General features: G+C 53.5%; 11 protein-coding genes and 1 pseudogene. 9 read left to right on the top strand and 3 right to left on the bottom strand.

All coding sequences use genetic code 11. From position 1 onward, the window contains the following. Positions 1-97: 97 nt before the first annotated feature. Positions 98-334 (top strand): annotated as a pseudogene (locus I9W95_RS14840) (DUF2147 domain-containing protein); the annotation flags it as partial. Positions 335-392: 58 nt separating this feature from the next. On the opposite strand, the gene I9W95_RS14845 reads toward I9W95_RS14840, so the two are convergent. Both I9W95_RS14845 and I9W95_RS14850 read right to left on the bottom strand, forming a co-directional pair. Then, complete coding sequence (locus tag I9W95_RS14845; protein WP_225676267.1) at positions 393-2,729, bottom strand: hypothetical protein; 2,337 nt, start codon at positions 2,727-2,729, stop codon at positions 393-395. A 243-nt stretch (positions 2,730-2,972) separates the two neighbouring features. After that, positions 2,973-5,279, bottom strand: a complete 2,307-nt coding sequence (locus I9W95_RS14850) for an efflux RND transporter permease subunit (RefSeq protein WP_225676269.1) — start codon at positions 5,277-5,279, stop codon at positions 2,973-2,975. A 170-nt stretch (positions 5,280-5,449) separates the two neighbouring features. Here I9W95_RS14850 and I9W95_RS14855 point away from each other — a divergent pair, with 170 nt between their 5' ends. After that, complete coding sequence (locus tag I9W95_RS14855; RefSeq protein ID WP_225676270.1) at positions 5,450-6,796, top strand: deoxyguanosinetriphosphate triphosphohydrolase; 1,347 nt, start codon at positions 5,450-5,452, stop codon at positions 6,794-6,796. Here the strand turns inward: I9W95_RS14855 and I9W95_RS14860 are convergent. After that, positions 6,775-7,782: an alpha/beta fold hydrolase gene (locus tag I9W95_RS14860; protein ID WP_225676273.1), complete on the bottom strand. Its 1,008-nt coding sequence runs from the start codon at positions 7,780-7,782 to the stop codon at positions 6,775-6,777. The two genes, I9W95_RS14855 and I9W95_RS14860, sit on opposite strands and share 22 nt — an antisense overlap. Before the next feature lie 108 nt (positions 7,783-7,890). Here I9W95_RS14860 and lepB point away from each other — a divergent pair, with 108 nt between their 5' ends. The 7 genes from lepB to I9W95_RS14890 all read left to right on the top strand — a co-directional run bounded on the left by lepB (position 7,891) and on the right by I9W95_RS14890 (position 13,932). Further along, positions 7,891-8,721, top strand: coding sequence for a signal peptidase I (lepB, locus tag I9W95_RS14865; RefSeq protein ID WP_225676275.1), 831 nt, complete (start codon positions 7,891-7,893; stop codon positions 8,719-8,721). Between the two features lie 38 nt (positions 8,722-8,759). Beyond that, positions 8,760-8,885: a hypothetical protein gene (locus I9W95_RS18415; protein ID WP_263866230.1), complete on the top strand. Its 126-nt coding sequence runs from the start codon at positions 8,760-8,762 to the stop codon at positions 8,883-8,885. 116 nt (positions 8,886-9,001) lie between these two features. After that, positions 9,002-9,358, top strand: a complete 357-nt coding sequence (locus I9W95_RS14870) for a glutaredoxin family protein (protein WP_225676277.1) — start codon at positions 9,002-9,004, stop codon at positions 9,356-9,358. Positions 9,359-9,421: 63 nt separating this feature from the next. Next, positions 9,422-10,432: a YheT family hydrolase gene (locus I9W95_RS14875; RefSeq protein WP_225676279.1), complete on the top strand. Its 1,011-nt coding sequence runs from the start codon at positions 9,422-9,424 to the stop codon at positions 10,430-10,432. 201 nt (positions 10,433-10,633) lie between these two features. Further along, positions 10,634-12,751, top strand: a complete 2,118-nt coding sequence (locus tag I9W95_RS14880) for a M6 family metalloprotease domain-containing protein (protein ID WP_225676281.1) — start codon at positions 10,634-10,636, stop codon at positions 12,749-12,751. Between the two features lie 51 nt (positions 12,752-12,802). Then, positions 12,803-13,387, top strand: a complete 585-nt coding sequence (gene rrtA / locus I9W95_RS14885; RefSeq protein ID WP_225676283.1) for a rhombosortase — start codon at positions 12,803-12,805, stop codon at positions 13,385-13,387. Beyond that, on the top strand, positions 13,384-13,932 hold the full coding sequence (locus I9W95_RS14890; RefSeq protein WP_225676285.1) for an NUDIX domain-containing protein: 549 nt from the start codon (positions 13,384-13,386) through the stop codon (positions 13,930-13,932). Before rrtA ends, I9W95_RS14890 begins: the two co-directional genes overlap by 4 nt. Positions 13,933-14,286: the final 354 nt, after the last annotated feature.

The following is a 14,286-nucleotide window of genomic DNA, read 5'->3' on the forward strand; positions in this document are numbered from 1 at the left end:
GAATTTTCTTCGCTTGGTCATGAACACTCCTTACAGGCACATTATGCCTCTTTTAGATGTGTCCGTGAAAACGGGGTAGAACCCGTCAGAAGGCGAGTGGGAAAGTGGACGTATTCTCGATCCTAAATCCGGCAAGGTTTATAAGTCCAACCTGAAAGTGGCTGACGATGAACAGTCTCTCGACGTGCGCGGTTACATCGGTGTTTCCTGGATTGGCCGTAGCCAGACCTGGATGAAGTATGAAGAACCGGCTGTTGCCGCAGAAGCGGAAGCAGCACCAGCAGAAAGTGCAGAGGCGGAAGCAGGTGTTGCTGAAACGGCAGCTGCTGAATAAGTGCTTGTGTGAAAATAAAAAAGCCCGCTGATGCGGGCTTTTTATTGCCGTTTATCCCTTAAAGGGTCAGCACATACTGCACCAGATCAGCAACTTCGGCCTGGCTGCCGCTGCACCATGGATGTGGGGCATCCGGCATACCTATGGGCTCTGCTGTTCCCATTTCAGACGGGCCGTACTCAGCTCGCATTTTCTGGTAGTCCCAGTAATAGTGGTCTTTATCCCAGGGTACTTCGACGAAGTATTTATGGCGGGTAATGAACAGGTTACGTTTATAACCCTTATCCAGTTTGGTCAGATACTTCGATTTTGGAACACGGAACACATCACCTTTACGGTTAAGATCCGGATATGCCAGAACATGATCCGGGCCTCCGGCATCCGGCCGCACCGGTGCGTGCAATGTATAGTAGTTGTTGTACAGTGCGCTTCCCGGTGTACAGCGATCGGGATTGACCAGATCTTCGAGGTTACGTACGTGGCCATCTGACAGCAGGCCGCGGTGCTGAGTCCAGTACATATCGCGCAGGAAGGTTGCGCGCACAGACTCGGTTTCTTTCTGATAGATGGTCGGTGTAAAGAAACGGCCAACTTCATCCAGACGAACCATTTTTTCGTTGGTATTGGCGCCCAGACCATCACTGTGGCAGGACGAGCAGTCACGTTCGAAGGTGGCTTTGCCACGTGCGACTGCTGCAGCAACCCCCTCAAATGACTGCCAGCCTGCGCTGACAAATTCACCTTCGCTTATACCGTTGGTGTCGGTCTGTGCCGCGAGCTTGCCGTTGTATTGCAGCCAGCGATAAAGACCAACATTGCGCAGGTCGTCGTCATCCTGATCCAGTACGGTCATATAGGCTGTCAGTGCTTCGAGCCACTCTTTGGTCATATTACCCTGAGCGCCATCCGGCTCTTCGGCATGAATATAGGAACCTTCAAAACCGACATAGGATTCGGTATGTGACAACGAACGGCGAATGGCCATGTAATTGGTCACGTTAGGAATGGCGATTGGCGAAAACTGATAGTCATTGTCGGTATGACTGCCTTCACCAACGACACGTACCATGTTGTGCTCACCGGCGCCGGCTGGCATATGGTAAAGCAGCATATCCTTGGCAATATCGCTCTTGCCGCTGGCCCAGGACGGTCCTTCCTCGCTGGTGTAAATACCTTCGAATTTATCCGTCAGGGTTTGCAGCACCGTCCATTTCATTGACCAGTGCGGATTGGGCAGACCACCGATCACTTTGGTTACGGATTCGCCCGGAGCCTTTTCATAGCTGACCTGATAACCGTGGCACGAGGCACAGTTAAAGCCAATCCATTCACCTGCACCTTTGTAGGGCTCGACTGCTTCGGCGTAGCGATAGCCAACCCAGCCGGAATCGCGAGTGTTACCCTCAAATTTCGCTTCGCCGGTTGCGAGGAAACCAGGGATTGGCGTCGCCATCGGGTAGCTGTCGAAATAGACGTCGTCGATGGCCTCATCCGGTACCTGCCCACGTACCGTTTTCACCGCGCCAAACAGCTTAGCCGGGTCGGCTTTGCCACCGGCAATCGGGTCGTCGGCCTTGTAACTGAAAATCGCATCCCAGTTCAGGCTGCGAACGCTGTGCGCCACGCCGATGTTGTAATCATACGACCAGAATGCCTGACGTCCCTTTTCCACCAGCGCGTCAAAATCCGGGTTATTCACGCTGACGCTGATCGGCGCTGTGGCTTTGGCGTCGGACAGGGTCGAAACAACATCACAGTTATGGTCGAAGTCATCACTGATAATTCGGGCGGTTTGTGCATCAATCACATTGTGCGGCTGCCCCGGGTGAATCAGCGATTCGTTAGCGCCGGTACGTTTCTGTACCTGGACGATCAGATCGCCACCACTGGCATGTTGCGGAACGCGGAAACGGATTTCGTTGTTGTTCCAGCTGAGAATGTCTTTCGGCCACTGATCGACCAGTTCGGTGGTTTCGAAATTCACCTGATCATTAATGGCCAGTTCCTGTTTGTACATCACCAGATCGGTTTCCAGAATACGGGTATTTCCGATCATGATTTTGCTGAAGTCGATATCGGTACCGGCACCGAGGCCACTGCCGCTGAGGGTGACAATATCCCCCGGCGTCAGTAAAGGTGTTCCGCCACTGGTTGCCGTCCAGCGTACTTCGCCATTCACCATCAGCTGGTCAATGACAGGCTGTGGAAATTCACTGGCAGATGCCAGACGCTGGGCTTCACGGTTGCTGTCGGTGCTGCAGATTTCTTCCTGATGGGGAAATTCTCCCGGTAGCTCCGTAATACAGCCGGTCAGTGCGGCAGCCAGCGCGAGAACGGCTGGCTGACGGGTAATGACAGGCCATTTCCTGCTCAGGACATGGTTTTCTGACGTCATGAGGCTATCCCTCGTTGTTATTTTTTTATGATGAGAATGTGCCGCTTTATGCGGCATCCCGAGCATAGGAAGGCTGGCGGGTACAGCCAATTGTTGCTGACGCCTGATCACTCTTTAACCAGGGGTTGGCGCAAAATGTGATGGTACTAATGTTCCATTTCTGCCGGGTGGCGGAAATGGTCTGTTCAGCTTTTCCGCTGAGGTCACCTTTCACTGAGGCCACTCTGCAGCGGTGGCCAGAGGTCAGCGCAAGCCCTGACGCAGGTGTCGCTCAAAGAACAGCAGCAGGGGCGGTAACAGCAGAAAGTCGATCAGCAGAGCGGTGGCAATGGAGAGTGCCAGCAGGGTGCCCATACTGGCACTGGGGTTGAAGTGTGAAAACTCGAGTATCAGGAAGCCGCTGACCAGAACCAGCGAGGTAATGAACAAGGCAACCCCCACGGTATGGAAGCTGTAGCGAATGGCATCTTCCGCGCTCAGTGCCAGCTGCTGGCGCGCGTAACGATATTTACTTAAAAAGTGTACGGTATCGTCCACTACAATCCCCAGACACAGGCAGGCAACTACGGATGTGGCGGTGTCTATTTCGCCATCCATCAGCACCCACAAACCATAAGCCATCAACGCCGGCATGATATTCGGAATCATGCTGATCAGCCCCATGCGCCAGGAACGCAGGGCGGCAATCAGCAGCAGAGAGATCATTAGCAGTGCAAAGCCAGTGCCCTGCAGCATGGCGTGAATATTACGGAAGGTCAGGTTGGCGAAAATGATATCGAGGCCGGTTGCCTGCTTAATATGCAGCAATGGCGCATGTTGCTGCGCCCAGCGGACAGCACTTTGCTCCATCGCCAGAATACTCTCGGAATCTGTGCGGTGCAGGCGTACCTGCATACGTGTCGCCGAGCGGGCATTGTTCAGGCTGTCATCCAGCCCCAGCCCCATAGGTAGCGACATTTCATACAGCAGCAGGTACTGCGCCGCCAGCTCACGCGATGGCGGAATACGGTACTGTTCTGCAGCATCAGCGTGCAGATTCTGGTTCAGTCGTTTGATGGTGTCAGAGTGGGCACTGACATGCGCCACCTGCGGCTGTTGGCGCAACCACTGAGTAAAGTCGTCCAGCTGTTGCAGATAGTGCGGATCATTAATGCCATTTTCCTGCTCGCTATCAGCAATAAAAAACAGCAGGTGCAGGCCACCCAGGTGGTCCTGTATGGCGTCTGTTGTCTGGCGTACTTCAAAACTTTCGTCAAAGAATTCATGCCAGCGTTCGGTAATACGGATCTGTCCGGTTTGTGTGGCACAGGCAGCAACCATCAGTAGCATCGCGATTAATAAAACGCGTTGATGCTTAATCACAAATTCCGCCATTCTCCCGCTCAGCTTTGATTCGCTGCTGACGAAACGTCCGGCTTGCAGCGGAATCAGGGTCAGTGCAGCCGGAATAAAGGTCAGGGTGAACAGCCAGGCGAAAAATACTCCGATTGCAATCAGGTTACCCATGTCGCGGTAGGGTGGAGAATCTGAGGCGTTCAGACATAGCACACCAACAATGGTGGTAATGCTGGTAATAAATACTGGCGAAGCATTCAGTTGCATAGCGCTCATGACGGCGCTGTTACGTTCCTGCCCCTGACGAAGAAAATAGAAAAACGACACCAGAATATGAATGGTATCCGCTACTGCAATGGTCATGATGGCAGTCGGAACAAATCCGGTTGGTGGTGTTAACGGAATACCCAACCAGCCGGCGATGCCCATCGCGCTGACGATGGAAAAACTGATCACCGCCAGCACCAGTGCCATGGCGCTGACCGAGCGCAACAGAAAAATCATCAGTGCAATCATCACCGCGTAGGAAATAATCAGCAGCGAACGCAGATCCTGACCAATGGCTTCACCCAGAGTGATATTAGACAGCAGCGACCCTCCGAGCAGGATCTGAAATTCCGGATATTGCTGACGCAGTTCAGCAACCCGTTGCCGGGCTTCCGCAACAATCGCGCGCATTGTATCGGCATCTGAACTTGCGTCAGGGGCGATGCGGATATTCACACCGCTGGCACTACCGTCCTCCGATAACAAATGGCCACGAATTTCCGGCAGGTTGTTCACATCCCGCAGTAATTGGTTGAAATCCTGCGGTTGCATGTCGCTGAGCTGGTCGGCGTAATACAGATTATCCGTGATCAGATCGTCGTCGGTTGCACGGGTAAACTGGAAGTTCTGAATGGAGTCAACGCGCAACGCGCCCGGCATCGTCCAGCCTGATTCGGTCAGGTCGGCTATCAGCGTCAGGCCACGCTGATTAATCAGGCTGCCCTGCGGATTACGCAGAAAAATATACAGATTATCCTGATTGGCGTAGATCGCTTCCATCTGATCAAACGCCTGCAGTTGCGGATTCTGCGGACTGAAATAACTGCGGAAGTCGGTGGTAAATGACAGTCGCAGAGCACCACCACCACAGAAAACAAGCAGCAGTAAAACCAGGGCGATCACCCGCCATGGATGCTTAATGGTGTAATGAAATAATGCTGTATACATAATCGCTGTCTGTTGTGCTGATGCCTGTATAGTAAAAGCAGATGCGGTGACAGACACGGTCGATAAAGGCCGAAATACACGGTTATGGTTAACCATGGTTGCCACGTACAGCTATCGTTATACTGAGGCTCTGGTCAACGGTGTCAGCACAGTCTGAGGAGACAATCACCATGACGCACACGATGAACTGGCAGCAGTTGTTGTCATCTGCACGTTTCGGCGAAACTCAGGGAACACTCGACCTTGAGCCCGGTCGCACACCGTTCCATAAAGACTACGATCGGATTATTTTTTCGTCAGCATTCCGCCGTCTCGATCGCAAGACTCAGGTGCACCCTCTGTCTGAAAATGATCATGTGCACACGCGCCTGACGCACAGTCTGGAAGTGGGCAGTGTCGGGCGCTCGTTGGGAACCCGGGTCGGTCACGCTCTGGCGCACAAGTTACCGGCACACATGAACGCCGGGGATGTCGGTGCATTGGTGCAGGCCGCCTGTCTGGCCCATGATATTGGTAATCCTCCTTATGGCCACACCGGTGAAGATGCAATTCGTCACTGGTTTCGTGACAGCGCCAATGCCCATTTCCTGCTGGGGCTGAGCGAACTGGAAAAAGCCGACCTGCAAACCTTTGAAGGCAATGCTCAGGGGTTTCGTCTGGTGACACAGGTGGAAGCTCATCGTTTCCAGGGTGGTATGCGCTTAACCTTCGGTACGCTTGGTGCCTTCCTGAAATATCCGTGGACGGTTGATTACGTGCAGCGTGGTGAAGCGAAGAAATTCGGCTGCTATCAGAGCGAATTGCCCATTCTGCGTACGGTAGCCAAACGTCTTGGCCTCATAGAGCTGCAACCGGACCGTTGGTCGCGTCATCCGCTGGTGTATCTGCTGGAAGCGGCTGATGACATCTGTTACGGCCTGATTGATCTGGAAGACGGTATTGAAATGGATCTGCTGCGCTATCAGGAAGTCGAAGACTTGCTGCGGCCGTTACTGGAAGAACAATGGCAGGTGGTCGAACCCGAACTGGAACATGCAGACAATCAGCGTCGGCGTTTACAGATATTGCGTGGACTGGCAATGGAAGTGATGGTCAATGCCGTCAGTCATGCATTTGTTCGCCATGAGGCGGAACTGCTTGGCGGTACGCTGAAAGGCGATTTAATTGATTATTGCTCACCGGTGATTCATCAGGTGGTGAATAATGCCAAGCAAATGGCCCGTGAACGCATTTTTCGCGACCCGCGCAAACTGTCGGTAGAAATTGGTTCCTATTCAACCCTGGGAACCTTACTGGAAGCCTTTCTCAGTGCGGTGCGTGAACGTATTCTCGATGGTGAAGCGACGTTCCGTAATCAGCGGGTGCTGGAGCTGATGGGACGCTCTGCGCCGGCCGCAAACTGGACTCTGTATGAAGCCTACATGCGCGCTATCGATTTTATCTCGGGCATGACGGACAACTACGCGGCCCAGATTGCCCGCCAGTTCTCCGGCTATCAGATGCCGGTACGTGGCTGAGGGGCATTAAGCAGACGCACTGGTGTGCCTGCATCATTGGCAGCGTCCGGCTGATCGCTGGCGCTGCGTTTCTTCTCCAGCTTCCTGTGCCAGCGCTTTTCCGATTTTTTCAGGTGCTTGCCCAGCATTTTGGTCAGGGTCGGTACCAGCGACAGTGGCAAATCGTGCCCCATTCCCTGGATAACCCGCAGCTTGGCTTTACGAATGGCGGACGCGGTATCTTCCCCCATACGCACCGGAATAAGCGGATCATCGCTGCCATGTATCACCAGCGTCGGCACCTTAATTTTGCGCAGCAGGTGTGAGCGGTCGCCGGCGGCGGTGATAGCAACCAGCTGACGTTTGAATCCTCCGGGGCCTGCGCTGCGCTCGTAACTGGTTTCGGCCAGAGCACGCAGTTCCATCTCATCCATCGGATAAGCCGGGCTGCCAATCAGGCGGTTCATGCGCATGGTATAGCGGATGGAGGCTTCGCGGTTAAACGGGGTTGGGCGTCTGGCCAGTTTCAGCAGCACTTTAAGTCGGGCATCGGGCAGGCCGGGGCTGGTGGACGACGACATGATGGAGGTCAGGCTGCGTACTCGTCTGCGATGCTTGGCGGCCATTATCTGAGCGATCATGCCCCCCATGGAGGCACCGATAATATGAGCACTTTCGATATGCAGGTTGTCCATCAGTGCAATCACATCGCGTGACATATCACGCAGGGTATAGGGCACCTGGGGTTTACGGCCAAAGCGGGTTTTTACCCAGGTCGATACCAGGCTGGGATTACCATGGTGCTCGAAGTTGGACGAATGGCCGGAATCACGGTTATCGAAGCGCAGTACATAATAGCCCTTGTCGGCCAGACTATGGCACAGCTCATCCGGCCATACCCGCATCTGGGCGCCCAGACCCATGATCAGCAGCACGGCGGGATGATCCTCAGTGCCAAAGGTTTCATAGGCCAGTGAGATTCCGTCAGGTGTTGTTATGTGGTGCATGCAACTTACCCTTTGTTTCCCTGTCTCAGGCGTTATCGGCTCGCCTTAGCAGAAGCTGGCGGTTAGAATGCCAGACTTTATATTCACAAGTTATATAAGTGTAGTGTCATGGATATCGATTTTCCCCTAATACTGATGGTGCTGACTCTCGGTACCGGTGTGGTTGTAGCGCTGGATAAATTTCTGCTGGCGCCGCGCCGGAAAGAAGCTGCAGAGAAACTCATCAGCGCCCGCGCACTGCCGGACGATATCCATAAAGCTGAGACTGAGCCTTTTATTGTTGAGCAGTCTAAGTCATTTTTTCCGGTGCTGGCGATTGTGTTTGTACTGCGATCGTTTATTGCAGAGCCGTTTCAGATTCCGTCTGGCTCGATGGAGCCGGGCCTGATTAAGGGTGACTTCATTCTGGTCAGCAAGTTCCACTACGGCTTGCGGATGCCGGTGTTCGGTAACACTCTGGTACCGATCAGTGAACCTGAACGCGGTGATGTGATGGTGTTCTTTCCGCCCGATGATAACCGTTATTTCATTAAGCGCGTGATTGGTCTTCCGGGTGACCATATTGAATACCGTAATCGTCGGCTGACGATTAACGGAGAGGCGGTGGAAACCAAAGAGCTCGGTGGTGAGCCGGCGTATCGGCCGATGAAGTTTATGGGGCAGGAGGCGCTGGACTCTGCTGATGCTACGGTGCAGTGGGTACTGGGACGCGACATGCGCACCAATGAAACCGTCATCTGGGCCGGTCCTGAAGGCGAGTGGACCGTGCCGGAAGGCAGTTACTTCATGATGGGTGATAACCGCGGCAACAGCCATGACAGCCGTGGCTGGGGTTTTGTGCCGGAGAAGAACATTGTCGGTAAGGCGGTGGCAGTGTGGATGCACTGGGAAAGCTGGAGCGATATCCCGTCCTTTGCCCGTAACAAATGGATTGACTGAACTATACTGGGTAGCATCAGCTTAAAAGGATGCTACCCATGCCTGCCGTAACACCTGCCAGAAGCAAACGCCCCTGTCAGTTCTGCCAGCGCTCACGCTGGGCTATGACCTTTGTCATTCTGGCCTCCATGCTGGCGGTTACCCTGCTCAACACCAATCTCTGATTGCCATAGTGCCAAAGTCGTAAAAATAAAACGGCTTTTTTACCTGAAAAGTATGGCAATCTGGTGGCGGGTGAATACAATGCGAACGCTTGAAAGGTTGATGTACGGCATTCGTTATGAGTCTGACGCGACAGCTGAAAGGTAAAGCTTTAGATCTGGTTGACCGCATTGTTCCTGTACGCCCGTTGGAGCGTTCACAGGATGAGCAGATGCTGCTTGATCGCGAATCCCGCCGCATGCATCTGTATTTCACTCGTAACTGTCCTTCCTCTATCTCTGTTCGCCGCCAGTGTCAGCGTCTTGGTCTGAAAGTGGTCGAAAAAGATGTCCTCCGTGTTAACGCTTATCGCAATGAGCTGGTCAATGGCGGCGGTGTACCGCGCGTGCCGTGTCTGCGCATTGAGGATGAAAAAGGTGGTCGCTGGCTGTACAGCCCTGACACCATTCTTGAGTACCTGAAAAACCGCTATTGAAAGGGAGTAGAGTCTGGTAAGTCAGGCCGCTAAACTGTTGGTTTTTTGCCAGCGGACCCTGATATGCCTGTTGTTGAATCCTCCTATCGCGCACCCTGGTTGCTGAGCAACGGGTACGTCCAGAGTATCCTGCCTTCTTTTGTCCGCCGTCTTGATGACAGCCATCTAGTGCGTGAGCGTATTGAAACGGACGATGGTGATTTTCTTGATATCGACTGGAGCACCTGTGGCTCTGACACACTGGTGATTGTCTCTCATGGGCTTGAAGGACATTCGCGCCGGCCCTATGTTCTGGGCACAGTACGAGAGGCCAATCGTAATGGCTGGGATGCTCTGGCGTGGAATTTCCGTTCCTGCAGTGGTGAGATGAACCGCTTGCCGCGTATGTATCATAGTGGCGCTACTGACGATCTGCATCGGATTGTGCTACATGCACTGACGCGGGGGTATAAAACGATTCATCTGGTTGGTTACTCGATGGGTGGTAATCTGAGTCTGGTGTATGCGGGGCGTGAAGCGAAGCTGTTGCCACCTGAAGTGGCCAGCGTGGCTGCATTTTCAGTGCCCTGTGATCTGCGCAGCAGCGCCTGGCAGCTGGCGAAACCGGCTAACCGTATTTTTATGTGGCGTTTCCTGCGTGACCTGCGGGAAAAAATTGCCGCCAAAGCACAGCGTTTCCCGCAGCAGATTAATCTCGATGGCTACGACGAGCTGCGAACCTTCAAGCAGTTTGACGACCGTTACACCGCTCCGATGCATGGCTTTGATGATGCCGAAGATTACTGGCAGCGTTCCAGTAGTCTGCATTATCTGCATGGCATCCGAATTCCTGCACTGCTGGTTAATGCCCGCAATGATCCGTTTCTGTCACCAGAGTGTTTTCCCGAAGCCATTGCTCGTGAGCACGACGATCTGATTCTGGAAGTGCCTGCCAGCGGAGGGCATGTTGGCTTTATGACCTGGAAGCGCGATCACACATACTGGATGGAGCAACGTGCGATGGCGTTTTTTCGTCAGCACAATCAGCGCCAGCACGCAGAGCAGATGCAGCACGAAAGTCCCCAGAGTGCCTGATGTGATGGCGTGTAACCGTACGTGGTTTGTGTATCGCTGACTGACAAAAGGTAATGGCAGTATCGTACAAAGTTGATTAATTGACGGTTTTTCAGAAAACAGAGTGTCAGTAAACCGTTACTTTGTGGATCTTTGTTAAAACAACCATTCACTGAACGATGGTTGTCTGTGGTTAGAGTATCACCTGTGTGAGCTCTGACCATGAAACAATGGATTGCCATTCTGCTGTTATTTACCGCCTCTCAGGCCTGGGCCAGCGTCCTGCCGCCGCAGAGCTGGTTCACTGTAACTCTGGCAGATGGCTCTGAGCTCGACGTACGCCCGGCGACCATCCGCGATGTCTCTGACAGTATCGCCCTGGCCGAGACCCGCCACGGTGAGTTGGTTACTGAAATCAACGGACGCTGGTTCAATGTCAGCGTCGATGCAGACGGCCACTGGCATGCGGCAGCACCTCTGGTCACAATGGGTGACAGCAGCGATATTCCCCAGACCCTGACGCCTGTTGTGCAGTCTTCCCTGCGCCAGTTGAGCACCAGCTCAGTACCTGAGCGCACGCCTTTCCGTTATGTTGCTTCCGATTATCCGGCAGGTTTCGAACAACCCCTGCTGGTGGTGAGAGTGTCGTTCAGCGATCAGCAAGGCACATATTCTGATGCTGAAGTGGCAGCCAGATTCTTTTCTGCCAGTGATAGCGTGCAATCCTACTTTATGGAAAATTCCTATCAGAGCTACCGCGTGGTGCCTGCTGCGGAGAACAGTGGCACAGCCGGTGATGGCATCGTGCATGTAACTCTGCCTTATGCGCACCCGGATTTTGGCAACAGCTATAGCGGTGCCAGTCAGGCGCTGGCTCGTGACGTTCTCAGTCGTGTCAGCAATCTGGTGGACTTAAGTGCATACGATCGCAACGGTGACCGCTGGCTGGACCCGAATGAACTGGGTCTGATTCTGATGGTGGCCGGTTATGAGCAGGCCTATTCCGGCGCGGCAACAGCACATCCGCGTGTCTGGGCGCACAAGTCAACTTTGTATCAGGGTCAGGCGGGCAGCTACTACGTTGGCGAATACGCACTGTTTGGCGAACAGCATCAGACTCACCTGGCGACCATCGGTATTCTTTGCCACGAACTGGGCCATCTGCTGCTGGATCTTCCGGATCTGTATCAGGCTGCAGGCAATGGCATGGGCATCGGTCGCTGGGGACTGATGGGGCTGGGCGGCTGGAACCGGGTATCTGGTTATGCAGGAGAGCGCCCGGCGCATATGCTGGCATGGAGCAAACAACTGGCTGGTTTCATTCAGCCGCAGTCACTGTCTGCCGGTGTCAGTCAGGTCTCGTTACAGGCGGTATCTCAGTCTGGTGATGCGCTTGAAGTGTTCCTCGACCCCTATCGTCATGGCGAGCGCCTGATGCTGGAGCATCGTCATCAGAGCGGATTTGACGCAGGTTTACCGGGCAGCGGTGTGCTGGTTACTCGTATAAACGATCAGGCGGGCTATGGCTCTCTCAGTGCTGCCAGTGGCGACTTGCGTTTGCTCAGTGTTGAGGAAGCTGATGGTCGCGATGACCTGGCCAGCAACAGTAATCTGGGTGAGGCCTCTGATGTTTACAGCTCAGGCAGGAATGAACTGCTGTTTGCAGCGGAGATGCCATCTGACAGTACGAATGAGTTGGAATTGCTGACAGTCAGTGCTGGTTATCAGGCCGATCTGGAACTGGATCTGGCGGCAGTACCCGCCGGTAACAACTATGGCCTGGACGAATTACCACCGAATGCTGTTTACGGTACCTACGGTGGTCAGGCCCGGGTTCGTATGGAACTGGATGGCTTGTCCCTGCGTCAGTTGGATGGTCTTGATCTGTTTGCGCTGGGCGCTGGCACTGTCACGTTTTCCGTCAGCGTGGATGGTGTGGTTAAAGTCGCTGATGCTTCTTTCTCGCTGAGTGAAGGCTGGAACCGTTTGCTGCTACCGACTGCGGTTGCGGTTACCTCTGCACCCGCTGATGTGGTGATTGATGTCGTGGTAACCGCCGCAGATCTGCATGCACCGCTGGTCGTGGATGCGCAGGGGGATGCCAGTGGTAAAACCTACCTGGTCAGCAATGGTCAGAGTGAGCCTGCTCCGTTCGACGTAAGCGCACGCTTACTGGCTGTTCCCGAAGATGTCAGTGCTTCACCGGATGCAGGTAAATCCCTGCAGGAAGTGAAAATCAGTGAAGTCGAATCAGGCTCTTCATCTGGTGGTGGCAGTATTGGCTGGTTACTGGTCATACTGGCTCCCTGCCTGGTGCTGCGTCGTCGACTGGTGATTTAAAGCGTTAGGCCGGATAATCAACCGGTGTCCAATGCTTAGACCGGTAATACTGTGCCGAAGTCGTTACAACCCTATGCAGCCAGCGTGCTGTTAATAGTCCTGATGATGTCCATTATGGCTGGCGGCCATACTGTGACTGATGTCCTTCGCTTCGATCGAACTCTGATTGACCAGGGAGAGGTCTGGCGTCTTTTTACAGCGCATTTCGTGCATTTATCCTGGAATCACGCGCTGGGAAATTCTGCTGGATTGCTGCTGGCAAATTACATCGCGGGTAAGTCATTTCAGCAATCAGGTATGGCCTGTTTCTTTGTATTCAGTGCGTTGTTTACCGGTCTTTGTCTGTGGCTGTTTGCCGGAGATTTATATCGCTATGTCGGGTTATCCGGTGTCCTGCATGGATTGCTGGTGTGGTCGATGTTGCGCACGCCATATTACCCGAGCCTTATCAAGGCGCTGTTTGTCGGCGTTATTATTGTAAAGGTTATCTGGGAGCAGACGCCTTTTTATAATGATCTTGCATTGCAGGATATTATCGGCGGCAGGGTCGAAGCGCGTGCCCACTTATTCGGTCTGTTATCGGTACTTGTATGGTGGTGTTTCCATTTCTATTTTTCGCGCAGAGGTAAAGCATGAGCACTACAGATAATCCCTGGGAAATCGTATCTGCCGATGTTGTTTACGATAATCCCTGGATTAAGGTAACTGAGCACAAAGTGATTAATCCTGCGGGCAATCCGGGTATCTACGGTACTGTCAGCTTTCACAATCGTGCTGTTGCTGTAGTGCCGCTGGACGATGATGGATTTACCTGGCTGGTAGGGCAGTATCGTTTTCCATTGAATCAGTACCACTGGGAAGTTCCGATGGGTGGCGCGCCAAAAGGTGAGACGGCAGAGGACTGTGCACGCCGCGAGTTACAGGAAGAAACCGGGCTGATTGCAGGTACATTAACGGCGTTGGGTGAGGTGCATACCAGCAACTGCATTACCGATGAGTCGGGTTTAATATTTCTCGCCCGGGACTTAATTCCGGGTGAAGCCGAGCCAGAAGAAACCGAAGTGTTGCAGTTACAACGTCTGCCTTTTGAAGAGGTTTTTCAGATGGTGATGGATGGACGTATAACCGATGCAATCAGCGTGATAGCCATTCAACGTATCCGCTTGCTGGGTATTGCCTGAGTAACGATGTTACCGAAAGCTTCGCAAGGATAAAAAAAGCGGCATAAGCCCACTGCTGTCCCACAAATTTTTATTTGAACTTTTGTGAAATATTCATAGCCCCTTGTCCTCATAGAGGGGCCTTCCGAAACGTCGGACCGCCCCTATCGCCGGACGGGCTTAACTCCTGACCGCCAGGGATGGCGGAAATGCAGGTTTTGCAGGAGCAAAAATCGGCCCGCTTCGCGCTGTTCTGGCTCATTTACCCTTGAAACCTTGATATTTCCTGATCTCGCGCCCCATCGGCCATCCATGGCCGGGGCCGCTTGCCCGAGTCCCTTCGGGCAGATCGGAAATATCTACGCTTTCTGCGGC

This window comes from Thalassolituus marinus (genome assembly GCF_020320395.1).
Taxonomy (GTDB): domain Bacteria; phylum Pseudomonadota; class Gammaproteobacteria; order Pseudomonadales; family Oceanobacteraceae; genus Venatoribacter; species Venatoribacter marinus.

Coding starts and splice junctions, on each gene's coding strand:
- I9W95_RS14845 (WP_225676267.1), bottom strand. CDS start 2,729: ATGACGTCAGAAAACCATGTCCTGAGCAGGAAATGGCCTGTCATTACC.
- I9W95_RS14850 (WP_225676269.1), bottom strand. CDS start 5,279: ATGTATACAGCATTATTTCATTACACCATTAAGCATCCATGGCGGGTG.
- I9W95_RS14855 (WP_225676270.1), top strand. CDS start 5,450: ATGACGCACACGATGAACTGGCAGCAGTTGTTGTCATCTGCACGTTTC.
- I9W95_RS14860 (WP_225676273.1), bottom strand. CDS start 7,782: ATGCACCACATAACAACACCTGACGGAATCTCACTGGCCTATGAAACC.
- lepB (WP_225676275.1), top strand. CDS start 7,891: ATGGATATCGATTTTCCCCTAATACTGATGGTGCTGACTCTCGGTACC.
- I9W95_RS18415 (WP_263866230.1), top strand. CDS start 8,760: ATGCCTGCCGTAACACCTGCCAGAAGCAAACGCCCCTGTCAGTTCTGC.
- I9W95_RS14870 (WP_225676277.1), top strand. CDS start 9,002: ATGAGTCTGACGCGACAGCTGAAAGGTAAAGCTTTAGATCTGGTTGAC.
- I9W95_RS14875 (WP_225676279.1), top strand. CDS start 9,422: ATGCCTGTTGTTGAATCCTCCTATCGCGCACCCTGGTTGCTGAGCAAC.
- I9W95_RS14880 (WP_225676281.1), top strand. CDS start 10,634: ATGAAACAATGGATTGCCATTCTGCTGTTATTTACCGCCTCTCAGGCC.
- I9W95_RS14890 (WP_225676285.1), top strand. CDS start 13,384: ATGAGCACTACAGATAATCCCTGGGAAATCGTATCTGCCGATGTTGTT.